Below are 23068 nucleotides of genomic sequence, written 5' to 3' on the forward strand. Positions count from 1 at the left end.
ACCCAAGGCCGGGGGCACCTCCCGCCCCAAGGCCCACAGCACGCCCCACCCAAGGCCGGGGGCACCTCCCGGCCGAAAGTCGGGGCGCGGAGCCGCCCGTCGGCAGCCTCGCGCCCCTGAGGCTTCGCCTCCTGGATGGTGCGACTACAGGGCGACGCCCATGAGAGCGTCGACCAGGCGGGAGACCAGGCCCGGCGCGCCGGTGTCCGCGCCGCCCTCGGCCTCCTGCCTCGCCGCCCAGGCGTCGACCGCCGCGAGCGCGCGCGGCGAGTCGAGGTCCTCGGCGAGCGCGGCGCGGACCTCGGCCAGCAGCGCGGTCGCGTCCGGGCCGTCCGGACGCGAGACCGCCGCGCGCCAGCGGGCGAGCCGCTCCTGCGCACCGCTCAGGTCGGCGTCGGTCCACTCCCAGTCGCTGCGGTAGTGGTGGTTCAGCAGCGCCAGCCGGATCGCGGCCGGATCCACGCCGTCGCGCCGCAACGCAGAGACAAAGACCAGGTTGCCGCGCGACTTCGACATCTTCTCGCCGTCGAGCGCGACCATACCCGCGTGCACGTACTGCTTCGCGTACGGGTGGGAGTCGGTGTGCACCTGGGCGTGCGACGCGCCCATCTCGTGGTGCGGGAAGACCAGGTCGCTGCCGCCGCCCTGGATGTCGAAGCCCATCCCGATGTGCTGCAGCGCGATCGCCACGCACTCGATGTGCCAGCCGGGACGGCCGTGGCCGAGCTCGGTGTCCCAGGCGGGCTCGCCGGGGCGCTGGGCCAGCCAGAGCAGCGGGTCGAGGCGGTGCTTCTTGCCCGGACGGTCCGGGTCGCCGCCGCGCTCGCCGAAGTAGCGCAGCATGGTCTCGGCGTCGTAGCCGGAGACCTCGCCGAAGCGCTTGTCGGAGGCGGTCGAGAAGTAGATGTCGCCGTCCAGCTCGTAGGCGGCGCCCTTGGCGAGCAGGTCCTGGACCAGCGGGACGATCAGCGGGATCGACTCGACCGCGCCGACGTAGTGGGCCGGGGGAAGCATCCGAAGCGCCGTCATGTCCTCCCGGAAGAGCGCGGTCTCACGCTCCGCCAGGGCCACCCAGTCCTCACCCGTGGCGATGGCCCGCTCCAGCAGCGGGTCGTCGATGTCGGTGACGTTCTGCACGTACACGACCTGGTGGCCCGCGTCCAACCAGATGCGCTGCACCAGGTCGAAGGCGTTGTACGTGGCCGCGTGGCCGAGATGGGTGGCGTCGTAGGGGGTGATGCCGCAGACGTAGAGCCGGGCGGTCGGCCCGGGGGTCGTGGTCTGCAGCTCGCCCGACGCGGTGTCGTGGATGCGGAGAGGCTGCCCCTTGCCAGGTAGCAGGGGCACCTCGGAAGCGGGCCAGGCATGCATAGCCTCGACTCTAACCGGCTGATCATTCGATCCGCTAACGACCTTCTCGGTCAATCGGCCGAGGTCACCGCCGAAATCGGCCTAAGCCGCACTAATCGGTCCCGCCACAGCCCGCAGGTATGGGGAGGCCCGCCATGGGGAAGTCGATCAGCAGATCGTCCTCCCATCGGGTTGACGGGTTCCGTCGGCTTCAGCCAGGTTTCAGGAGGGTTCGGTCCGGTTCGGTCGAGTCGGTCCAGTCGAGTCAGGAGCGCTGTGGACATCCTGGTGGTCCAGCACGAGGACGGCACCGGCCCCGGTCTCGTCGGCACCGCGCTGGAGGCCGCGGGCCTCCGCCTCGACCTGCGGCACCCCTGGGCGGGACAGCCGCTGCCGTCCTCCCTCGCCGGGCACGACGCCCTGCTGGTGCTCGGCGGCGCGCCCAACTGCGACGACGACGCGGCCGCGCCCTGGCTCCCGGCCGTGCGGAGCCTGATCCGTGAGGCGGTCGAGCGCGACGCGCCGTTCCTGGGCATCTGCCTGGGCGCCCAGATCGCGGCCTCCTGCCTGGGCGGCAAGGTCGTGCGCCGCGGCGGGCCGCCCGAGCTGGGCGCGGTCCCGCTGCGCCGGCTCCCGGCCGTCGCGGACGACCCCGTCCTCGGCTCCGTCCCCGACGGCGCGCCGGCGGCCCAGTGGCACTGGGACGAGATCGCCGAGCTCCCGCCGGGCGCGACCCCCCTGCTGGCCGGCGACGACTGCCGCCATCAGGCCTTCCGGATCGGCGCCTCGGCCTGGGGGGTGCAGTTCCACCCGGAGGTCCTCGCCGCGGACGTCGCCCCGTGGGTCGCCTCCGACGGCCCGGCCGCCCGCGGGGCCGGCGCGGATCCGGACGCCGCCCTCGCCTCCCTCGACGCGGCCGAACCGCGGCTCCGCGCGGTCTGGACGTCCATGTCCCGGGCCTGGGGCGGCGTCGTCCGCGCCCGCGCGGCCGCGTCGGGCTGACGCCCGCGAGGCTCCCGTGCCCGTGGGGCGCGGATCAGCGCTGCCCCGCGCGGAGGTTGCTGACCAGGGCCAGGAACAGGGCGAAGTTGGGGATCTGGGCGACCGGCTTGGCCGCCGTAGCGGTGCGGCGCCCGTGGACCATGACGCGGACCGAGCCCTGGCTCACCGTGATCCGGTCGAGCAGGGGCCAGGTGACGGTGGCCTTGGCCCCGCACACGAGGCCCTGCTGGGTGACCGTGAAGGGCCCGAACGGGACCGGGTACCCGGCCTGGGCGGCGGCGAGCGCCCGCGGGAGCTGGGCCTCGACGACGCCCTGCTGGACCGTCTGCATCAGGTGCTGGACGTTGTCGTAGAACTGGGTCAGCTTGGAGCTGCGGCCGTCCGGCTCGGTCAGCGTCAGCAGGTACTGGGGGCCGGTCCTGACGCCGTTGTAGTAGCTCTCGGTGACCCGCTGGTGGACCGTCACCGTCGCGAAGCGGTGGACCGCGACGGGGCCGTTGACGTCGTGCACGACGACGCCGTGCTGGTGCAGGTCGACGCGCTTGGCGGCGGCCTTCTTCGAGTAGTTGGGGATGCGCAGGACCATCACCAGGAAGAAGATCGCGATCGGGCTCAGGATGATCGAGGCGAACAGTGCGACGATCATGAACCACATGAAGAACTGCCGTCCCGCGCCCCACCGTTTGGCCCAGTAGGTGAAGACTCCGGGACCGAGCTCCGACTCGTCGACGACGAGCCCCTGGGGAGCGGCGGGGGCGTAGGGAACGGTCATGGGGCTTCCTCGGGCAGAGCGCGGCCGTTGCGGGCGGCGACACTATGCCGGACCCCGGCGACGTGCCGCCACCGCGGCGAGCGTTTTGCCGCGATCCTCCTGGCTCGGATCCGCCGGACTCGGCCCGGCTCAGATCGGCTCGGCCCGGCCGGCCTCGGACCGCCCGGGCTCGGCCCGGCTCAGACCGGCTCGGGCCGTCCGGCTCGGACCGGCCTGGCTCAGATCGGCGGCCAGGGCACGGCCGGCCAGTCCGCCGAGGGGTAGGGGTGGTGGCCCTCCTTCAGCAGGCCGTCCACCCGGCCCGCCGTCGCGGCGATCTCCGCCGGGGTCAGCAGCGGTGCGAGCGCGGCGCCGAGAGCGCCGTCCAGGTCGGCGCGCAGGCGGCCCAGGGCCTCGGTCGCCTCGGGGGCCAGTGGCTCCCCGGCCCAGCCCCACAGCAGTGTGCGCAGCTTTCCCGGGACGGCGAAGGTGACGCCGTGGTCGATGCCGTAGAGGCGGCCGTCGGCCGCCGTGAGCAGGTGGCCGCCCTTGCGGTCGCCGTTGTTGAGCACCGCGTCCAGGACGGCGAGGCGGCGCAGGCGCTCGTCGTCGGCGTGGACGAACAGCGCGGTGCGGCCTGGCTCGACCTCGGCCAGGCCGATGGCGCGCCAGCCGGGCTCCGCCTCCTCCCCCGGCTGCAGGCTCAGCAGCTCCGGCGCCTCCGGGTCGGGCTCGACCCATATCTGGCACATGCCCTCGCCGAACGGCCCCTCGCGCAGCGACGTCGGCGGGACCAGGCCCCAGCCCATCGCCGCGGAGACCAGGTAGGCCGCGGTCTCCCGGCCCGCGAGCGTGCCGTCGGGGAAGTCCCACAGCGGGCGCTCGCCGCGCACGGGCTTGTAGACGCAGATGGCGCTGTCGCCGTCCGGCCCACTCCGCGCCCCTCCCGTCGCCCCTCCCGTCGCCGGGGCCGAGACGGTGCAGTAGAACGCCGCGTTGGACGCGTCGGTGATCCGCCCATGGACCGTCAGCTCGCCGTCGCGCAGCAGCGCCAGGGCCCGGTCCGGGTCGGCCGCGAGAGCCGCGCACGCGGCCGGGTCGGCCTGCGGCACCGCGACCGGCTCGGGGGCGGGGCTGTCCGCGTTCAGCGCCGGTAACCGTTCTGACGCGGGCACACATGGCCCTCCGGGTCCAGCGGCAGGCTGCAGAACGGGCACGGCGGCCGGCCGGCCGCCACCAGGTCCAGAGCCCGCTTGGCGAAGACGCGGGCCATGGCGCCGTTCAGGCGCACCCGCAGCAGCGAGGGGCCCTCCTCCTCGTCCTCGAAGAGGGTGGGCTCGTCGGCCTCCTCCTCCCCCTCGACGACCTCCTGCGCCTCGACGACCAGCAGTTGCACCGCCTCGTCCCAGGCCAGCGCCATCGTGCCGACTCGGAACTCCTCCTCGATCGGGGAGTCCAGCGGGGCGGAGTCCATCATCTCGGGCGGGGCCATGGCCGGGACGGTGGTGCTGCCGCCCGAGCGCCGGACGACCTCGTCGAGCAGTTCCTCGACCCGCTCCGCCAGCGCGGCGACCTGGCCCTTCTCGAGCAGCACGGTGGTGATCCGGCCGCGGGCACTGGCCTGCAGGTAGAAGGCGCGGTGGCCCGGCTCGCCGACCGTTCCGGCCACGAAGCGCTCGGGGGGGTCGTAGAAGAACACCTGGCGGGGCACGATGTCTGCTCCACGGAATCGGAGGGGGCGACGGTCTTGTCGGGTCCTGGTGATGCCGAAACGATCTCGCGATCGATCTCTTCCACCCTACCCACTGGTCACCGGGTTCCGGTGTCGCCGCCCACCACTGCGTCGTCGTCCCGGTCCGTGCCGCCCTGCCCCTCGGCAGGACGCGGACGCGGCGCAAGGCCGCCGAGCTCGCCGGTGTCGCCGAGCCGCAGCAGGTACGGACGGGTCGGGGTGTAGCGGATCGCGGTGACGGAGGCGGGCTCGACCGAGATGCGCTGGAACAGGTCCAGGTGCAGTCCGAGCGCGTCCGCGACGATCGCCTTGATCACGTCGCCGTGGCTGCAGGCCAGCCAGACGGCGTCCGGCCCGTGCTCCCGCTCGACCTCGGCGTCCCACTCGCGCACGCTCTCGACGGCGCGACGGCTCAGCTCGCGCAGCGACTCGCCCTCGGGGCCGGGAAAGGTCGCCGCAGACGGCTGCGCCTGCACCGTGGCCCACAGCGGCTCCTTGGCCAGCTCGGCCAGGGGGCGGCCGGTCCAGTCGCCGTAGCGGCACTCCCCGAGCCGCTCGTCCAGCCGCATCGTCAGCTCCGACCGGGCCGTCAGCAGCGGCGCGATGGTCTGCCGGCAGCGGTCCAGGGGGCTGCTGACCACCGTGGCCAGCGGCAGCCCGGCGAGGCGCTCGGCCAGTGCCTTGGCCTGCTGCTCGCCGTGTTCGTCCAAGGCCACGCCGGGGCTCCACCCGGCGAGGATCCCCGAGGAGTTCGCGGTGGAACGGCCGTGTCGGACCAGCAGCAGCGTCGGCATGCTGCCCAGGGTAAATCAGCCGCGTCGTGTCAGTGCCCGCTGCTACGTTCACGGACATGACGACAACGAGGTCGCCCCACACGGGGACGGAGAAGGAAATCCTGCTGCACAGCATGGAGCGCCACCGCGCCGCCGTGCGGTGGAAGCTCCAGGGCCTGGACGACGAGCAGCTGCGCCGCCGGCTGGTGCCGTCCGGCACGTCGCTGCTGGGCCTGGTCAAGCACCTGGCCGCGGTGGAGTACGGCTGGTTCTGCCAGACCTTCGGCGTCAAGACCGAGCCGCTGCCCCTCGACGAGGACGACCTCGAGGCCGACCTGCGCATCGAGCCGGGCGAGACGACGGCCGACCTCCTCGCCTTCTACGACCGCGCCTGCGCGGCGGCCAACGCCGTGATCGAGGCGACGGAGCTGGACGCCACGGGCACCTCCTGGTCCGGCACGGACGTGTCGATGCGCTGGGTGCTGGTCCACATGATCGAGGAGACGGCGCGGCACGCCGGGCACGTGGACATCCTCCGCGAGCTCATCGACGGCATGACGGGCGACCACGACCGCACCCCGGCCGCCGAGGCCGCGTCCGGGAACGGAGCCGAGAACGCGGCCGAGCCTGCGGGCGAACCCGCGGCCGAGAACGCGCCGGGCGCGTCCGCCTGAACGGGTCGCCGTCGCCTCACTGAGGCGGCGTCAACCGTCCCAGACCGCGTTCCAGCAGCGCGAACGCATGTTCCGCGTCGGCCGCCGCGCCGGCGTAGCGCGCGTCGGCGGGCTCCCCGTCCGCCATCCGGTGGGCGTTGTCCTGCGACAGCGCCCACTGGACCGCGACGATCTGGACGGCCGCCAGTCGCGCCGTGAGTTCCGGCGTGCCTGCTGTCTCCCGCAGGGCCTCGGCGAGCGCGCGTTCCGCGCCTGCCTTGAAGGCCTCCATCCGGGCCACCAGCGAGGGCGAGTCGAGGATCATCCGGGTGAGCCGCAGCACCTGGGGATGGTCGTTGAGCCCACTGATCGGATCGCGTTCACGCAGCCCGACGAGGAAGTGCTCGCGCACCGCCGTCAGCGGATCCGTCCCCGGCTCGCGGTCCCGTACGACGCGCGCGAGCTCGGTCTCGTGGTCGGCGAGGCGATGCACCACCAGGTCTTCCTTGGTCGGGAAGTAGGCGAAGAGCGTGCGCTTGGACACCTCCGCCGCCTCGGCCACCCGGGCCACCGACACCTGGTTGAAGCCGTGCTCGAGGAAGAGCGCGATCGCAGCGTCGGAAATCGCCGCGTGGGTCCGCTGCTTCTTCCGTTCCCGCAGCCCCGGCTTGCTCTCGTCCACGATCTCCACGGTAACAGTCGACTCCCCCGAGAGCATTTCTGCACTGAGTATACTTTTACTCCGAGGCGAGGCGAGCCAGAGGAGTAGGCATGACGGAGATCGAGACCGAGGTCGTCATCGTGGGCGCGGGGCCGACGGGTCTGACGCTGGCGGGCGAGCTGGCGCTGGCCGGGGTCGAGGCGGTGGTGCTGGAGAAGCTGCCGGAACGCACGCGGCAGATGAAGGGCGGCGGGATTCAGCCGCGCACCGCCGAGATGCTGGAACTGCGCGGCCTGCTGGAACCGCTGCAGGCCCGTGCCACCTCGCGCGAGCCGGTGGGCGGCCACTTCGCGACCCTCCCCGTGCCCCTGGACTGCACCCCCTGGCAGACCCGGCACCCGTTCCCCATCGCGATCCCGCAGTGGGAGATCGAGGAGGTGCTCGAGGAGCGGGCCGCCGAGGGCGGCATCCGGGTCCTGCGCGACGCGGCCGCCACCGCGGTCGAGGCGGACGACGACGGCGTGGCGGTCGCGACCGCGGACGGCCCGCGTGTGCGGGCCCGCTACCTGGTGGCCTGCGACGGCGGGCACAGCACCGTGCGGAAGCTGCTCGGACTGCCGTTCCCCGGCCGACCGGGGACCCACCGAGCGGTGCTGGCCGACATCGAGCTCACGTCCGTGTCACCGCTGGTCCCGAGGGATTTGGGCCACATGAGCGCACTGACCCGACAGGGGGACGGCTACTGGGCGATGCTGGCGCCGCTCGGCGGCGACCGGTACCGCCTCACCTTCGGCCGCACCGGCCCCGCCGACGAGGCGACCCTGACGGACTTCGACCGCGACGCACCCGTCAGGCGGGACGAGATCACCGACGCGCTGCGGGCCGTCTACGGGCCGGAGACCAGCCTGGGCGCGGTCACCCACGCGTCCCGGTTCAGCGACGCCACCCGACAGTTGGAGCAGTACCGGGTGGGGCGCATCCTGTTCGCCGGGGACGCCGCCCACATCCACCCGCCGCTCGGCGGCCAGGGCCTGAACCTCGGCATCCAGGACGCGTTCAACCTCGGCTGGAAGCTGGCGGCCACCCTCCAGGGGCGGGCGCCGACCGCCCTGCTGGACAGCTACCACGACGAACGCCACCCGGTCGCGGCGCAGGTGCTCCACCACACCTCGGCCCAGCGCGTCCTCGCCGACCCGCACCCCACGGAGGACGTGGCCGCGCTGCGCGACATCGTCATCGACCTGCTGCGCCTGCCCGATGCCAACCGCCACATCGCCGGCCTGATGTCCGGCCTCTCACTCCACTACCCGCTGCCGGGCGCCCACCCGCTCACCGGCCACCGCCTCCCGGACGCGGACCTGCGCACCGCACCCAACGGGGCCGGCACAACGCGCCTGTCCGCGCTCTTCGCCTCCGGCCACGCGGTCCTCCTCGACCTCACCGGAGCCCTCCCGTCCGACCTCCGGCTCCCGCCCGTCATCGACCTCGTCCGCGCCACCTGCGCAGACGGCCTCGGGGCCACCACCGTCCTCATCCGCCCGGACGGCTATGTCTGCTGGGCGACGTCCGACCCCACCGCGGACATGGACGAGCTGCGCGCCGCGATCACGGGCAGCATCGCCAAGTAGCTCCGAACGGGCGGGACTTCGTCACGGGCTTGTCGTCGGCCCGTCCGGAGCAGGTTCCTGTTGCTCACGTTCGGCCCGAACAGGCCGACAGGCACCTTCACGTGCGACTGCTGCCAGACGCCCAAGCCCCAACGGGCAACGGGCAACGGGCAACGGGCAACGGGCAACGGGCACGCCGAACAGCAAGACCGACGCGATCCACTGCGCCTTCCTCACCCGGCCCAGCGTGCTCAGCTGACGCAGACCAGCCCCAGCAAGCACACGGGGGGTGGGTTCGTGGGGCTGGTGGCGGGGGAACTTGCGCCGGAGCTCGGCTGCGTGGTGGCGGTTGTCGGGGCCGAGATCGGGGTGGCGGCGGTGGTCGGCGGCGCGCTGGGGGTGGTGCGGGGAGCGGCGGGGCGGACCGAGACCCGCTGAGTCCCGGCTCGAGCAGCCGCCGGAGTGACCGCCCGCGTGCTCGGCGCGGCAACGGAACGCCCCTGCGCGGCGGACTGCCGGTCCGTGGTGGTCTGCGTCGACGCGGGCGCCGGCTGCTGCCGCTGTGGCGGGGCGGCCACGGGATGCGTCGGCGTGGGGCTGGCGGCACCTGACGGAGTGCCGACGGGGCCCACCGTCTGCGGTGCCGCAGCCGCGTTCGTGTGCCCGGCGGACGCATGGTCGGGCAGCGCCGCGAGCGTCAGGCCTCCGCCGAAGAGCGCGAAGACGGTCGCGGTGGCAGCCCTGCGCTTGTGCTTCCTCAACTGGGCCAAGTGCCGCCGCCGAGCGGCACGCCCGCCGACGGCCACGGAGACGGGCACCGGCTCATCGGGTATCGCGGTCGCCGGCTCGACGTTCTCCGCGGAGCGGAAGTCGGTCAGGAAGTAGGTGCCGCAGCCCGGACACGACAGTGCTCCGTTGACGTGCCGACGGCACGCGGCGCAGTAGTCCACGAGCGGCATCCAGGGATCTCGAACGGAATCTCGCACTGGATCACCGTAAGCACCTCCCAAGGACAGAGCGTGGGGACCAGGTGAGGCTCTTGGAGAGATCCGACGCCCGGCAGCCGCGTCCGCAACCCGCATGGCGGCTGCGGACGCGTCAGCATCTGCGGTCTAGGCCAGGCCGGCCTGGTCGAGGGCCTCGACGGCGGTGCGCAGGGCGAGGATGCGCTCGTCGAGCGTGAAGCCGCCCGGGGAGAGGTTGACGGTGGTGACGCCGGCGGCGGCGTAGGCCTGGAGGCGGTCGGCGATGCGGTCGCGGGTGCCGACGAGGGTGGTGGAGTCGATGAGCTGCTGCGGGACCGCGGCCGCGGCGGCCGCCTTGTCGCCGGAGAGGTAGAGCTTCTGGACCTCCTCCGCCGCCGCCTCGTAGCCCATGCGGCAGGCGATGCGGTTGTAGAAGTTCTGCTCCTTGCTGCCCATGCCGCCCACGTAGAGCGCGGTGTAGTGGCGGAAGATGTCCGCAGCCGCGGCGAGGTCCGCCTCGCCGTCGCTGGCGGCGACCGCGATCGGGACGTTGGGCGCGACGTCGAAGCCGTCGAGGGTCAGGCCCGCCTTCTCGCGACCCGCGCGGACGGAGGCGAGGGAGAGCTCGGCCTGCTCCGGGGCGAAGAAGATGCCGAGCCAGCCGTCGGCGATCTCGCCGGTCAGCTCCAGGTTCTTCGGGCCGATGGCGGCGATGTAGAGCGGGATGTGCTCGCGCACCGGGTGGATGGTCAGCTTCAGGGCCTTGCCCGGCCCACCCGGGAGCGGGAGGGTCCAGTTGGCGCCGTCGTGGGTGACCCGCTCGCGGGCCATGGCCTTGCGGATGATCTCGACGTACTCGCGGGTGCGGGCCAGCGGCTTGTCGAACTTGACGCCGTACCAGCCCTCCGAGACCTGCGGGCCGGAGACGCCGAGGCCGAGGCGGAAGCGGCCGCCGGAGAGGGTGTCCAGGGTTGCCGCGGTCATCGCGGTCATCGTGGGCGTACGGGCCGGGATCTGGAAGATCGCCGAGCCGACGTCGATCCGCTCGGTCTTGGCCGCCACGTAGGCCAGCACGGTCGCGGCGTCCGAGCCGTAGGCCTCCGCCGCCCAGCAGACCGAGTAGCCGAGGCGGTCCGCCTCCTGCGCGACGGCGATGTTGTCGGCGTCGTTGCCGAGCCCCCAGTAACCGAGGTTGATCCCGAGTCGCACGCTGTTGCCTCCTGACGAGCGGGCCATCGGCGCAGCCTTGATGGGCGCCTGGGCCGACTCTAGTGCGCAGGTCGGTGTGGGACTACTGGCAAGTAGCAACCATGGGGGCGCTCACACGTCGGGACACGCCGCCGAGCGGGTGATCCCCGATGCCCCCGGGGGCACGTCGATCCGCGTAGGCTCGCCCCGCATCCACCTCATCTCCGCACCGCCATCACGGACGACAGACAGAAGGCAGCCTCCCGTGCAGCAGCGTCATCTGGGCCGCACCGGCCTGCGCGTGTCCCGCCTCGGACTGGGCACCATGACCTGGGGCCGGGACGTGGACGAACACGAGGCCGCCGACCAGCTCAAGGCCTTCCTCGACGCGGGCGGCACGCTCGTCGACACCGCCGACGTCTACGCCGACGGCGCGGCCGAGTATCTCCTCGGGCAGCTGACCGAGAGTCTGGTCCCCCGGGCGGAGCTGGTGATCGCCACCAAGGCCGGCAGCGTCCCGGACCGGGACCGCCGCTTCGACGGCTCGCGCGGCCACCTGCTGCAGGCGCTCGACGCCTCGCTCAACCGCCTCGGCACCGACTACGTCGACCTCTGGCAGGTCCACGCGTTCGACGAGGACACCCCGATGGAGGAGACTCTCCAGGCCCTCGACCTGGCCGTCTCCAGCGGACGGGCCCGCTACGCCGGCGTCAGCAACTACTGCGGCTGGCAGCTGGCCAAGGCCGCTACCTGGCAGCGCGCCGTCCCCGGCCGGACCGCGCTGGCCGGGACGCAGATGGAGTACTCGCTGCTGCAGCGCGGGATAGAGCGTGAGGTGCTGCCCGCCGCCCTGGACGCGGGCATCGGGGTGCTGGCCTCCTCACCGCTCGGGCGCGGCGTGCTGACCGGCAAGTACCGGCACGGCACGCCGCCGGACTCGCGTGGCGCGTCGCCGTCCTTCGGCGCGTTCGTGCAGCCGTACCTCGACGAGCGCGGCCGGCGGATCGTCGACGCGGTGACGACCGCGGCCGACGGACTGGCGACGACGCCGATGCAGGTCGCCCTGGCCTGGGTGCGCGACCGCGAGGGCGTGACCGCGCCGGTCCTCGGCGCCCGAACCGCGTCGCAGCTCCAGGCGGCGCTGCAGGTCGAGCGGCTGATCCTGCCGACGGAGATCCGCGCGGCGCTGGACGACATCTCCGCGCCGGTGCACGTCTACCCGGACCAGCACTGGACGGCGCTGTACTGACCCGGCGGCGTCGGGCCGAGCGGTGCGCGGCGGTGTCAGTGGGGACCGATAGCGTTTCCCGGGTAAGGAACAGTCCCCACCCGAAGGGTCAGCACCGATGACCGACAGCGCAGCCATGGTCACCGAGCAGCTCGCCGAGGCGATCCGCGCGGCGGACGGCCGGGCGCAGGACGTCGACGCGCAGGCGCGCGACGCGCTGGCCGACACGGCGGCCGTCCTGGGTGAGGGCGGCGCGCCCGCGCAGCTCGCGGGCGCGGCGGTCGCCGCCCTGGGCGAACGCGCGGCGGAGCTGCTGCGGGAGGACCCGTGGGCCGTCCTCGGCGTCCCCGGCGTCCAGCCGTCCAACGCGGACGCCTTCGCCCGCGGCCTGCTGGGCGCGGACGCCGCGCCCGGTGACGCCCGCCGGGCGAGCGCTCTGGTCCAGTGGCTCCTGGAGCGCGCCGCGCTGCACGGCCACACGGCCGTCGAACTCCCCGAGATCCGCGCGGGCCTCGCCCGCGAGGGCGTGCCGGATCCCGACGACGCCCTGCTGGCGGTCGTGACGGACGGCCGCGTCATGACCTTCCAGGAGGAGGGCGACGACGAGGACGAGTCCGAGGACGGCCCGGTCGGCCGCGTCCTGCTCGCCCTGGACCGCCTCGCCCTCGCGGAGGAGAGCCTGGCGGACGGCCTGGTGCGCCTCGTCTCCACCTTCCCCGGTCGTGACACCGCGGCCGGCGGTCCGCAGTGGTCCGCGGAGTCGGGCCCTGGGGCCTTCGGCGCGGGCGAGGAGGATGCCGACGAGGGCGACTTCGGGGCGGACGCCCCGAAGAGCACGGCCGAGAGCCGTGGCCACGGAGCCGACGGCCACGCGCACAGCGACGAGGACGACGAGCACACCGCGCCGGGCGCGCAGGCCGACGGCGGCGAGCCCGGGGCGGGCGGCCCGGCGGGCACGTCGGAGGCGGCGGCTGCGGGCGGTCCTCGCCCCGGCGTGGCCGGCGACAGCGCGGACGCCCGCGACGACGACGGCGCTCAGTGGAGCGCCGGTGGCGACGCCCGGCGGCCCGGGTGGGAGGAGGTCGCGGCGAGCGCGCCCAATTCCTCCGCCGCCGCGCTGATCCGCGCCGTCGCGGATGCGCCGCTGGTGCTGCACACGGGCGGGGAGACCGCGCGCAGCGAGCCAGTCGCGCTGCTTCACGCCGCGCGCGAGCTCGGCCTGCGCGCCGCCCTCGCTGCGGCGCACGCCGACAGTGCGCACCGACTCAACGGCGGAACGGGCAACGCGGCAGCGCCGAGGCCGGCCAACGCCGAGGGCGCGAGCCGGGACGCTGACGAGCGCGGGCACACGGACCCGCAGGCGCGCGCCGGTGCGCTGCCGTTGGGGCAGGTGCTCGCGGCCACCCCGCGTGACGCGGACGGCACGCTCGCGCTCGACCTGCTGATCGTCTGCGACGCGCCCTCGCTCGACGTCGAGCTCGCCGCGACGCTCGTCGAGTCGCTGGCCGACGGCGCGCGGCTGGTGTTCAGCGGCGACCCGGGGGATCTGTGGTCGCCCGGTCCGGGGCGGGTGTTCGCCGATCTGCTGGCGGCGCGGCCGGGCCCGGTCGTGGCCTCGCGGCAGCCGGACTTCGGGCCGATCGGCGAGCTCGTGTCCGGCATCGGCATCGGCGAGTTCGAGCCCGTGGCCTCCCCGGACAAGGAGGTCGTGCCGGTCCAGGCCCGGGACGCGGCGGAGGCGGTGCACCGGGCCGTGCAGCTGGTCGGGGACTCGATCCCCCGGGCGCTCGGCATCCCGGCCGAGCAGGTCCGCGTGCTGACGCCGGTCCACGCCGGACCGGCGGGCACGCGCGCGCTCAACACGGCGCTCAAGGCCCGGCTGAACCCCGGTCCGGGCCAGTTCGGCGGGTTCGACGCGGGCGACGCCGTCGTGCACGCGCCCTCGCCCAGCGCCCTGCGCGAGGGCGTGGTCCGCCGCGCGGTCCCGGAGGGGCTGGAGATCGCCTTCGGCGACGGCACCTCGGTCGTCCCGCGTGAGCTCATCGGCGAGCTCCGCCACGGGTGGGCGCTGACGGCGCACCAGGCGGCCGGCCGCCGCTGGCCCGGCGTGGTCGTCGTGGCCACCCCCGACGCGGGGCCGGAGTTGACCCGGCAGTGGCTCTACACCGCCTGCGGGCGGGCGGAGCGGCACCTGTCCCTGGTGAGCGGGGTGGCTCCGGCCGCCCTCCAGCAGAACGTGGCCGCCCAGGTGGCCCGCCCCCGCACGACGCGCCTGCGCACCGTCCTGGCCGGAGAGTAGGCACCTCCCGCGAGCCGACCGGTCGGCGGGCAGGGTCCGGGCCCGTGCGGTCGGGCAGGCGGTCGACCGCCTACGCCCCGACGGGCCCGTCCGGGGCGAGCCCGTCGCGCAGCGCAGCGCCGACGGTGCGGTCGAGGCTCCGCGTGAAGAGGCGGTGCCGGTCGGGCTCGGTGTTCCGCCCGTCCAGGCCGCATTCCAGGGCTGAGGAGCGGGGCGCTGTCCATGGCTCGAGTCTGCGACCTCCAGCCGCCGGCGTTGCAAGGCCGACGGGACACGGGCACGAGCTGGAGGAACAACTGGAGGGACCGGGGGAGACGCGAGGCAGTCGCGGGAGGCGGTCGCTTGCCTCAGCTGGGGTCGGCGGCCTCCAGCTCGTCGTCGTAGTCCTCGATCACGTCGAAGCGGCAGATCAGCAGGTCCTCGTCCGCGACGTCGAACGGCTCGGCCAGCCACTCGCCCGGCTCGGCCACCGGCTCGCTCGCGACCACCCAGAGCGTGGAGTCGCCCTCCTCCAGGCCGAAGTCGGCGGCGTGGCGGGCCACGCGGTCGGGCTCGTAGTCGCCGAAGAGCGCGCGCAGCGACGCCGCGACGGTGGTGCCGCCGACGGTCTCGCGCAGGAGGCGGGGGTCGGTGACGGTGTAGTCGCGGCGGACCAGGACGGAGACCGCCTCGGGCTCGATGCGGTCGAGAAGCCCGTTGACGCCGGGGCGGGGGACCTCGAAGGGAGTGAACTCGTCGTGGACGCGGTCCAGGAGGTCGTCGTAGACCTCCGCGGCGTCGGCCAGGGTCTCGTAGGCGCCGGCGACCCGGGGGTCCCCCACGCCCGCTCTCGCCTCCACCGCGGCGAGATGCGCGTCGATCGCGGCCTTGACCGCCTCCGCGGCGATGCGTACCTGGGCGATCTGAGCTTCCGTGGGACGCGCGACATCAGACATGGCACGCACGCTAGTCGGTCGCGGGTGCTCCGCGCACGGGTGTTATCCGGGTCGTAGTAATCCGATCACGGGAACCTCCCGCGTCGGTTGCCGGGACGCCGCCCTGGGAAGCCTTTCTGGAGCCGGGTCGGTCCCGGTCGTAGGCTTACCTCTGTCGGCCCGCGAGAGGAAGTGACTTGACCCCACCTCTGAGCAAGCCGCCGCGCAAGATCGTGCGGCAGCCTGAGTACGAGTTCCGCTCGTTGCTGCTGCCGCGCACGGTCTCCCGCAACGAGGCGCGCACGCTGCTGACCGAGCAGGCGGAGTACGGTCACTGGGAGCTCGACCGCCTCCGCCTCTACCCGGACGGGCGGCGCAAGATCACGCTGAAGCGGCGGATCATCCGCCAGGTGCGCAGCCCGCTCAGCAGCTTCCTGGACGACTAGCCGGAGCGATCCGGAGAGCCCGGAGCGGCCCCGACAGCCCGGACAGCGAACGGCTCGTCCGCAGCGACCCCGAACAACAACGACGGCGGCCCCGGTCGGCCGGGTGGCCCCGACCGGCCGGGGCCGGACGCCCGGGCCCTGCTACGCCCCGCGCCGCGTGCGGCGGTAGAGGAGCGCGCCGCCGGCCGTCACCAGGACGCCCGCGGCACCCATGAGCATGGCCTCGTCGCCACCACCGGTCTCGGCCAGGTGGCCCGTGGTCTGCGAGCCGCCGCTCGGCGAGGAGACGTTCTGCGGCGGCGGGGGCTGCTGGCCGCCCGTGTTCCCGCCGTTGCCGCCCGTCGGACCGCCCGTGTCGCAGCTGCCGGAACCGCCCGAGCCGCCCATCGGGCCGGTGCAGGTGGTCGGCGGCTTCGGCGTGCCGGGGTGCTCGTGGACGCCGTTGCCGCAGGAGTTGCCGAAGGCCGGGTTCACGGCGCCCGGCGCGTTCACCGTGTCGCCGCAGACGTTGACCGGCACGTCGACCGGGACCTGCACCGCGTTGCCCGACCCCAGACCCGGCGAGCCGTGCGCACCGCCCTGGGCGATACTGCCGGAACCGCCGCCCGACCCCCCGCGGTCGTCACCTGACCCGGTGGAGCCGTTCGAGCCGCCGGGGCCGTTCCAACCGCCGGCTCCGTTCGAGCTGCCGGAGCCGCTGGAACCACCGCCGGAGTGACCCGACCCGCCGTGCGTCGAACCGCCGCCGTTGGCGCACCTGTTGCCGTAGGCCGGGTTGAGCGCGCCGATGATGTTGACAGTGTTCCCGCAGGCGTTCACGGGCACCACGACCGGCACCTGGATCGCGTTGCCGGAGCCCACGCCCGGCGAATCGCTCGCGGTGCCGCTCGCGCCCGCGTCGGCGAAGGCCGTGCCCGCCGCGAACCCTGCCGTGATACCCGCGGTGGAGGCCAGCACGCTCCCGGTCGCCATGACCGTGAGCAACCCGCGTTTGGCCGCTTGTCGCATGTGTTGCCCTGCTCTCAGTCGTGCTCGTGGTTCTTGCTTCTCGCCCCGTGGCCCCCGTACCACTCCCAACGAGGGTGGGCCCTGCGGGGCACGGTTGACTCCACATCAACTCCACAAACGAGAGTGACGAAACGGGCACGACCCCGGGAGGAGTGGCGCCTCCCGGGGCCGTGCCAGGTGTCACGTGCCGAGCCGGTGATCCGGAAGCATCCGGCTCACGCTCAGTTGTTCTCGCAGTGGTTGCCGAACGCGGGGTTGAGCAGACCGATCACGCTGATGGTGTTGCCGCAGACGTTCACCGGGACGTGCACCGGAACCTGGATCACGTTGCCGGACAGCACGCCCGGGGAGCCCCAGGCCGCGCCCTCGGCCTGGGCGCCGTCGTGGGCGCTGGCGATGCCCGCGCCGGCCAGGCCCAGGGCACCCGCGGTGGCGACGACGGCGGCGATCTTCTTGACCTGCATGGTCTCCTCCTTCAATGGGAACAGCCCGTTCGGTGAGCTGCATATGGGTGAACGACGCTGCGGCAAACGGGGTACGTCCGCCCAACAACCTTCACCCGCCGGAGTGAGAAGCCCGAAAGTCAGCACGAATGCGACGACGCCGCCACGACCTGCCGTGGTCCCGGCCGGTCTCGGCACTGGCCGGCTCGAGCAGTCGCTGCCTCAAGCGGCGGCCGTCTCAAGCAGGGGCCGTCTCAGCAGTGGTCGATGAAGCGGTCCAGCACCCGGACGCCGAACTTGAGCGCGTCGACCGGGACCCGCTCGTCCACGCCGTGGAACATCCCGGCGAAGTCCAGGTCCGGCGGCAGCTGCAGCGGCGCGAACCCGAAGCAGCGGATGCCGAGGCCGGAGAAGGCCTTGGCGTCCGTGCCGCCGGAGAGCGTGTAGGGCACGGCGCGGGCGATCGGGTCCTCGGCGCGCAGCGCCTTCTGCATCGCGTCGACCAGCGGTCCGTCGAAGTCCGTCTCCACGGCCTTGTCGCTGTGCACGTCCTCGCGCTTGACGCGCGGGCCGAGGACGGCGTCGAGCTGGGTGAGGAACTCCTCCTCGTAGCCGGGCAGGAAACGGCCGTCCACGTGGGCGGTGGCCTGGCCGGGGATGACGTTGACCTTGTAACCGGCACCGAGCATGGTCGGCTGCGCGGTGTTGCGCAGCGTGGCGCCGATCAGCTTCGCGATGCCGCCGAGCCGCTCCAGCGTGGTGTCCATGTCCTCCGGGTCGAGCTCGACGCCGAGGGCGTCGGAGAGCTCGTCGAGGAAGTGCCGCACCGTCTTGGTCACGCGCACCGGGAACTGGTGCCGGCCGAGGCGCGCGACAGCCTCGCACAGCTCGGTGATCGCGTTGTCCTTGTTGGTCATCGAGCCGTGCCCGGCGGTGCCGTCGACGGTGAGGCGCATCCAGTGCATGCCCTTCTCCGCCGTCTCCACCAGGTAGAGCCGCAACTGCTCGTTCACCGTGAAGGAGAAGCCGCCGACCTCGCCGATCGCCTCGCTGACGCCCTCGAAGAGGCCGGGGTGGTGGTCGACGAGGTGGTGCGCGCCGTAGACGCCGCCGGCCTCCTCGTCGGCGAGGAAGGCGAGCACGATGTCGCGCGGGGGCTTGCGCCCGCTGCGCAGGCGGTCGCGCACGACCGCGAGGGTCATCGCGTCCATGTCCTTCATGTCGACCGCGCCGCGGCCCCAGACCATGCCGTCGGCGATCTCGCCCGCGAACGGGTGGTGCGTCCAGTCGTCCGCGTTGGCGGGCACGACGTCGGTGTGGCCGTGGATCAGCAGGGCCGGGCGGGACCGGTCCTCGCCCTCGATGCGCGCGACGGTGCTGGCGCGGCCCTTGGTGGACTCGATGATCTGCGGCTCGAGGCCGAACTCGGCCAGCTTCTCGGCGACGTACTCGGCGGCGGCGCGCTCCCCCGGGCCGGAGTTGTCACCGTAGTTGCTGGTGTCGATCCGGATCAGGTCCCGGCACAGCTCGGCGACCTCCGCCTCGCCGAAGCCCTCCCCCTGACGGTCCGCACCCAATGACTCGCTCACGCTGCTCCGCCTCTCTCCGAAGATCTCTTCGTGCCCATCCTCCACCGGGCGCGTTCGCGGCCCAAGTGCGCCACCCGCGTGCGCCCTGCATCGGCGCAGGTCCACGGCATGATCACGTCGCGGAAACCGGTTTCGGAACCACCGCTGATCTTTGCTATGGTTAACCCCGTCAGCGAGCGAGGCCGCAAGGCCGAAGCAAGCGGACGACTCCGATGCGCGGGTGGCGGAATGGCAGACGCGCTAGCTTGAGGTGCTAGTGCCCTTCGGGGCGTGGGGGTTCAAGTCCCCCCTCGCGCACGCATCGGATCGGCCCTCCCGGCCTCGCTGGGAGGGCCGATCGCTTTTCCCGGCCGGGTCCAGAGGCCGCACCCGCGAACCCGGACCGGATCGCCTCCTCCCGCCATGCGGCGGCGGAACTGGCGGAGGATCACGCGGGCCTCGCCATCGGCTGATCCCGGCGGTCCTGCTTGGATGGGGCCATGAGTGATCTTCATGTGCTGCGCGTCTTCTGCGGCCCCGGCGGCACGGCGGGCAACGCGCTGGGGGTGGTCCTGGACGGCGCCGCCTACGCCGAGCGGGAGCGGCGCCAGGAGCTGGCGCGGGAGCTGGGCTTCTCCGAGACCGTCTTCGTCGACGACGCGGCGAGCGGCCGGGTGGACATCTACACCCCGAGCGCCCGCCTGCTGTTCGCGGGGCACCCGCTCGTCGGCACGTCGTGGCTGCTGCGTCGCGAGGGCGTCGCCGTGGACGTGCTGCGGCCGGAGGCCGGGGAGGTCCCGGCCTGGCAGGAGGACGAGTTCCACTGGATCCGCGGTCGCGCGCGGTGGGCGTCGGGCCGCAGGACGCTGCGGCACGACAGCGTGGCCGAGGTGGACGCGCTCGCGGTCCCGCCCGTGGGAACGGGCTGGCTCTACGCCTGGGCCTGGTCCGACGAGGCTACCGGCGCCGTTCGCACCCGTGGCTTTCCCGGCCGCGGCGACGGCATCGAGGAGGACGAGGCCACTGGCGCGGCCGCGGTCGTCCTGACCGCGGAGCTGGGACGGGCCCTCGACATCCGCCAGGGCGTCGGCTCGCAGATCCTCACCCGCCCCGGCCCGGACGACACAGTCGACATCGGCGGCCGCGTCGTCCCGGTCGAGGTCCGCCGCCTCCGGCAGGGCTGAACGCGACCGGCTCCCGCCGGTCCGGGCCGGGGAGGCGTGGCTCCGCAGCCTGGTCCGCCGGACGACGCCGAGGACGCGCGCCACGTGTGGGAATACCGCGCGCCACGTATGGGGATACGGAGCTCCGCTGCGGCAGGCCGAAGCACACACGGCCCGAGCCGCCCAGGGCCGGCGGTTCCAGGTGGACCCTGGTTCGGCTGCACCCGCTCGGGACGCGGGGCTCTCGCCCGGCGACGCCGTCGCGTGCGGGTTGCGGTCACCGAGCGGTCGCGCCGGTGGCGAGGCCCCACCGCGTGCGACCGCGGGCTCGTGGACGGCTAGACGCCGGTGGGTGGCTAGACGCCGGTGGGTGGCTCCGGCGGGAAGGTTTTCTCGAAGGCGGCACGGTTGGCGGAGGGCTCGCTGCGGTCCCAGACCGCGAAGGTCACCCGCGCGAAGGCGCCGTGGTACGCGCCGCCCGGGGCGAGCCAGGAGTGGAACGCCCGTGCGACGTCGTGGGGGTCGTTGCGGAAGACGCCGCAGCCCCACGCGCCCAGCACCAGCTGCCGCGCGCCCTGCCGCGCGGCGACGTCCAGGACCCGGCCGGACCGGCGGGCCAGGGCCGCGCGGATCCGGGGGCCCGCCCCCGGATCGCGGCGCAGCAGCGCGCCGGCGTTCGGGGCCGGGCTGGTGAGGAAGGACGCCGCGAACGGCTCGGTCGACAGCCCGCCCCGCTCGTCCCGATGCACCGGCACGGACGGCGACCAGATGACCCGGTCGCTGTAGAGGAGGTCGTCGGAGGCGCGGTGCGCCTCGTAGTACTCCGGGGCCTGGAGCAGGCAGGGATAGAGGAGAGCGTTGCGGCACAGGTCCTCCTCCTGCGCGCGGGCGCCGCCGAGGTAGCCGCCGCCGACGTTGCGGGCGGAGGCGAAGTTCAGCACCGCGACCGGGCCGTCGGCCGCCAGCCGACGAGCCGCGGTCAGACTGTCCTCCGCCGTCACCTCGACCACCGTCGCGAAGGCCCCGGCGTGGCGGGGTCCGTCCGGCAGCGCGTCCGGGCCGAAGCAGCGCGTGCCCGCGACGGCCGCGGCCAGGGCCGAGCCGATCTCGACCTCGGCGCCGTCGGTGGCCACATAGCGCCCGGTCTCGGCGATGGACTGGTTCCGCGCCGCCATGGCGCGCAGTCGACTGCTCATGTCCCCGCACGCTAGGACAGCGGCCCAGCGCGGGGCGACCGAATTCGCGCCCGCGCCCCGGCGGCGGCGTGCACGGACGGGTAGCGTGACGGCATGAGTGACCTGATCCTGGTGCGGCACGGCGAGACCAAGTGGAGCCTTTCGGGCCAGCACACCAGTTGGACCGACATCCCGCTCACCGCACGAGGCGAGGCGCAGGGGCGCGCGCTCGCGCCGCTGCTCGCCGAGCACAAGATCTGCCTGGCGCTGGTCAGCCCGATGCAGCGGGCGCAGGACACCGCGAAGCTGGCCGGGCTGAACGCGGTGGTCGACCCGGACCTGGTGGAGTGGGACTACGGCGCGTACGAGGGCGTGACCACGCGCGACATCCACCGCACCCGTCCGGACTGGAACCTGTGGACGGACGGCGTCGCCCGGGGCCCGCAGGAGCACCCCGGCGAGACGCCGGAGGAGGTCGGGATCCGTGCCGACCGGGTGATCGCCAAGGCCGAGGCGGCGCTCCAGAACGGCCGCGGCGGGGACGTCGTGCTGATCGCGCACGCGCACTTCCTGCGGGTGCTGGCCGCGCGCCGGCTGGGCCTGCCGCCCTCCGGCGGAGCGCTGTTCCAGCTGGCCACGGGCACGATCAGCCGGCTCAGCACCGAGCACGGCCGTCCTGTCATCGCGTCGTGGAACGAGCAGCCCAGGGACTGATCCGTCGGGGGCCGCGGAAGGGTCCTCCTTGGAGTGACCCTTCTCTCCCTTCCTTGGATAAATCGTCCCGAACCCGGACAGTGGAACGAGCAACGACTCTGCCCCCGATCCGGAAAGCCCTCACCATGACCGACCGCCGCACCCGCTCCGCCGCGCTTGGCGTGGCCGCGCTCGCCGCCGTCACCGTGGTGCCGCTCGCCGCCTGCGGCGGGTCCGCCACCGTGAAGTCCTCCGCGCCCGCCGCGGACGCCGCCTCCAGCGCGAGCGCCGCCCCGAGCAGCGCGAAGCCCACCGGCGCCCCCAGCACGAGCCCCTCCTCCAGCGCCGCGAAGCCGTCGCAGCCGTCCAAGCCCGGCGGCGCCGCCGCCGCCGGCTCGCAGGACATGGCGACCGCCAGCTGCAGCAACACCGCGAAGCTGGCCGGCTGGTCCAACGAGCGCCTGGCGATGCTGACCATCGCCGTCCCCGTCGACGAGGGCAACGTGTCCGCCGCCACCCCCGAGGTCGCCGCCGGCGCCGGAGGCGTCGTGCTCTTCGGCAGCTCCGCACCCGCCGACCTCGGCAGCCAGATCAGCGCCCTCAAGTCGCACGTGCCCGGCAACCACGGCCTGCTGGTGATGACGGACGAGGAGGGCGGCGGCATCCAGCGCATGGCGAACCTGGTCGGCTCGCTGCCGTGGCCCGCGTACATGGGCGGGAACTGGACCCCGGCGCAGATCCAGCAGAACACCACAGCGGTCGCCCAGAAGATGGCCGCGGCCGGGGTGAACATGGACCTCGCACCGGTGGTCGACGTCGACGGCACCAACGCCGCCCCCAGCGCGCAGAACCCCGACGGGTGGCGGGCCTTCAGCGGCGACCCGTCCGCGGTCGGCCGCGACGGCACGGCGTACATGAAGGGCATGATGGCCGGCGGCGTGATCCCCGTCCTCAAGCACTTCCCCGGCATCGGCGGGTCCAGCTACAACTCCGACCTCGGCCCCGCGAACACCATCCCGTGGTCGAGCGAGCAGCAGAGCGGCATGGCGCCGTTCCGGGCGGCGATCGCCGCCGGGGCCCCGGCGGTCATGATCTCGAACGACACCGTCCCCGGTCTGACCTCGACCCCGGCCGGCCTCTCGCCGACGATCATCAACGACGAGCTGAAGGGGCACCTCGGCTTCCACGGCCTGGTCATCACCGACGCGCTGGACGCCAAGGCGATCTCCGCCGCGGGCTACTCCGTCCCCTCCGCCACGGTCCAGGCCCTGCGCGCCGGTGCGGACATGGTGATGTTCAGCCAGGAGCCGAACACCGCGGGCCTGACCCAGCAGACGGCGAACGCGGTCGCGGCGGCGGTCAGCGACGGGAGCCTCTCGCGTGCGCGGCTGATCGACGCGGCGAACGCCGTGCTGACCGTCCGCCACGTGAACCTCTGCGGCTGACCTC

The 23068-nt window shown here is 73.7% G+C and carries 22 protein-coding genes and 1 tRNA gene; 11 read left to right on the forward strand and 12 right to left on the reverse strand.

Translation table 11 applies throughout. The features are described 5' to 3' along the window. Nucleotides 1–144: 144 nt before the first annotated feature. On the reverse strand, nt 145–1371 hold the full coding sequence (gene mshC / locus TR48_RS08930; RefSeq protein ID WP_042365402.1) for a cysteine--1-D-myo-inosityl 2-amino-2-deoxy-alpha-D-glucopyranoside ligase: 1227 nt from the start codon (nt 1369–1371) through the stop codon (nt 145–147). 255 nt (nt 1372–1626) lie between these two features. Between mshC and TR48_RS08935 the strand changes: the two genes are divergently transcribed. Beyond that, complete coding sequence (locus TR48_RS08935) at nt 1627–2352, forward strand: type 1 glutamine amidotransferase (RefSeq protein WP_042365403.1); 726 nt, start codon at nt 1627–1629, stop codon at nt 2350–2352. Between the two features lie 34 nt (nt 2353–2386). Here the strand turns inward: TR48_RS08935 and TR48_RS38685 are convergent, their stop codons facing one another. The 4 genes from TR48_RS38685 to TR48_RS08955 all read right to left on the reverse strand — a co-directional run bounded on the left by TR48_RS38685 (nt 2387) and on the right by TR48_RS08955 (nt 5629). Further along, on the reverse strand, nt 2387–3124 hold the full coding sequence (locus TR48_RS38685) for a DUF6585 family protein (RefSeq protein ID WP_052442511.1): 738 nt from the start codon (nt 3122–3124) through the stop codon (nt 2387–2389). A gap of 218 nt (nt 3125–3342) precedes the next feature. Further along, entirely contained in the window at nt 3343–4158 is an 816-nt protein-coding gene (locus TR48_RS08945; protein WP_042365467.1) for an SCO1664 family protein, read from the reverse strand. An 89-nt stretch (nt 4159–4247) separates the two neighbouring features. Continuing rightward, nucleotides 4248–4814 carry a DUF3090 domain-containing protein gene (locus tag TR48_RS08950; RefSeq protein WP_042365404.1) on the reverse strand — a complete coding sequence of 189 codons (567 nt, stop codon included), beginning with the start codon at nt 4812–4814 and terminating at the stop codon, nt 4248–4250. Between the two features lie 98 nt (nt 4815–4912). Then, nucleotides 4913–5629, reverse strand: a complete 717-nt coding sequence (locus TR48_RS08955) for a histidine phosphatase family protein (protein WP_042365405.1) — start codon at nt 5627–5629, stop codon at nt 4913–4915. 56 nt (nt 5630–5685) lie between these two features. On the opposite strand from TR48_RS08955, the gene TR48_RS08960 reads away from it, so the two are divergent. Next, a complete protein-coding gene (locus tag TR48_RS08960; protein WP_084729067.1) occupies nt 5686–6282 on the forward strand; it encodes a DinB family protein in 597 nt (198 codons plus the stop codon). 16 nt (nt 6283–6298) lie between these two features. Here TR48_RS08960 and TR48_RS08965 read toward each other — a convergent pair whose 3' ends face one another. Beyond that, complete coding sequence (locus TR48_RS08965; RefSeq protein WP_174501683.1) at nt 6299–6979, reverse strand: TetR/AcrR family transcriptional regulator; 681 nt, start codon at nt 6977–6979, stop codon at nt 6299–6301. A 53-nt stretch (nt 6980–7032) separates the two neighbouring features. Here TR48_RS08965 and TR48_RS08970 point away from each other — a divergent pair, with 53 nt between their 5' ends. Both TR48_RS08970 and TR48_RS46270 read left to right on the forward strand, forming a co-directional pair. Next, nucleotides 7033–8550 carry an FAD-dependent monooxygenase gene (locus TR48_RS08970; protein ID WP_042365407.1) on the forward strand — a complete coding sequence of 506 codons (1518 nt, stop codon included), beginning with the start codon at nt 7033–7035 and terminating at the stop codon, nt 8548–8550. A gap of 285 nt (nt 8551–8835) precedes the next feature. Beyond that, nucleotides 8836–8967, forward strand: coding sequence for a hypothetical protein (locus TR48_RS46270; RefSeq protein ID WP_268873567.1), 132 nt, complete (start codon nt 8836–8838; stop codon nt 8965–8967). A 674-nt stretch (nt 8968–9641) separates the two neighbouring features. Here TR48_RS46270 and TR48_RS08980 read toward each other — a convergent pair. Then, on the reverse strand, nt 9642–10703 hold the full coding sequence (locus TR48_RS08980) for an LLM class F420-dependent oxidoreductase (protein WP_042365408.1): 1062 nt from the start codon (nt 10701–10703) through the stop codon (nt 9642–9644). A gap of 244 nt (nt 10704–10947) precedes the next feature. Between TR48_RS08980 and TR48_RS08985 the strand changes: the two genes are divergently transcribed. Beyond that, on the forward strand, nt 10948–11931 hold the full coding sequence (locus TR48_RS08985; RefSeq protein ID WP_042365409.1) for an aldo/keto reductase: 984 nt from the start codon (nt 10948–10950) through the stop codon (nt 11929–11931). Between the two features lie 97 nt (nt 11932–12028). Continuing rightward, complete coding sequence (locus TR48_RS08990) at nt 12029–14209, forward strand: ATP-binding domain-containing protein (RefSeq protein ID WP_052442513.1); 2181 nt, start codon at nt 12029–12031, stop codon at nt 14207–14209. Nucleotides 14210–14556: 347 nt separating this feature from the next. On the opposite strand, the gene TR48_RS08995 is transcribed toward TR48_RS08990, so the two are convergent. Continuing rightward, nucleotides 14557–15144, reverse strand: coding sequence for a hypothetical protein (locus TR48_RS08995; RefSeq protein WP_042365410.1), 588 nt, complete (start codon nt 15142–15144; stop codon nt 14557–14559). A gap of 212 nt (nt 15145–15356) precedes the next feature. Here TR48_RS08995 and TR48_RS09000 point away from each other — a divergent pair, with 212 nt between their 5' ends. Beyond that, nucleotides 15357–15569 (forward strand): DUF5703 family protein, encoded by a 213-nt coding sequence (locus tag TR48_RS09000; protein WP_042365471.1) that lies wholly within the window; start codon nt 15357–15359, stop codon nt 15567–15569. A gap of 141 nt (nt 15570–15710) precedes the next feature. Here TR48_RS09000 and TR48_RS46485 read toward each other — a convergent pair whose 3' ends face one another. The 3 genes from TR48_RS46485 to TR48_RS09015 form a co-directional block, all read right to left on the reverse strand. Beyond that, complete coding sequence (locus TR48_RS46485; RefSeq protein ID WP_236652076.1) at nt 15711–16541, reverse strand: chaplin; 831 nt, start codon at nt 16539–16541, stop codon at nt 15711–15713. Between the two features lie 257 nt (nt 16542–16798). Then, a complete protein-coding gene (locus TR48_RS09010) occupies nt 16799–17041 on the reverse strand; it encodes a chaplin (protein ID WP_042365412.1) in 243 nt (80 codons plus the stop codon). 233 nt (nt 17042–17274) lie between these two features. Continuing rightward, a complete protein-coding gene (locus TR48_RS09015; RefSeq protein WP_042365413.1) occupies nt 17275–18609 on the reverse strand; it encodes a M20/M25/M40 family metallo-hydrolase in 1335 nt (444 codons plus the stop codon). Between the two features lie 214 nt (nt 18610–18823). Here TR48_RS09015 and TR48_RS09020 point away from each other — a divergent pair. Next, nucleotides 18824–18906: transfer RNA gene (locus TR48_RS09020), tRNA-Leu, on the forward strand. A gap of 182 nt (nt 18907–19088) precedes the next feature. Beyond that, on the forward strand, nt 19089–19772 hold the full coding sequence (locus tag TR48_RS09025; RefSeq protein WP_042365414.1) for a PhzF family phenazine biosynthesis protein: 684 nt from the start codon (nt 19089–19091) through the stop codon (nt 19770–19772). A 335-nt stretch (nt 19773–20107) separates the two neighbouring features. Here TR48_RS09025 and TR48_RS09030 read toward each other — a convergent pair whose 3' ends face one another. Beyond that, a complete protein-coding gene (locus TR48_RS09030) occupies nt 20108–20947 on the reverse strand; it encodes a TIGR02452 family protein (protein ID WP_042365415.1) in 840 nt (279 codons plus the stop codon). Between the two features lie 93 nt (nt 20948–21040). On the opposite strand from TR48_RS09030, the gene TR48_RS09035 reads away from it, so the two are divergent. After that, entirely contained in the window at nt 21041–21640 is a 600-nt protein-coding gene (locus TR48_RS09035; protein WP_042365416.1) for a histidine phosphatase family protein, read from the forward strand. Between the two features lie 125 nt (nt 21641–21765). Beyond that, entirely contained in the window at nt 21766–23064 is a 1299-nt protein-coding gene (locus tag TR48_RS09040; protein ID WP_042365417.1) for a glycoside hydrolase family 3 N-terminal domain-containing protein, read from the forward strand. The last annotated feature ends 4 nt before the right edge of the window (nt 23065–23068 follow it).

This window comes from Streptacidiphilus neutrinimicus (assembly GCF_000787815.1).
Lineage (GTDB): Bacteria > Actinomycetota > Actinomycetes > Streptomycetales > Streptomycetaceae > Streptacidiphilus > Streptacidiphilus neutrinimicus.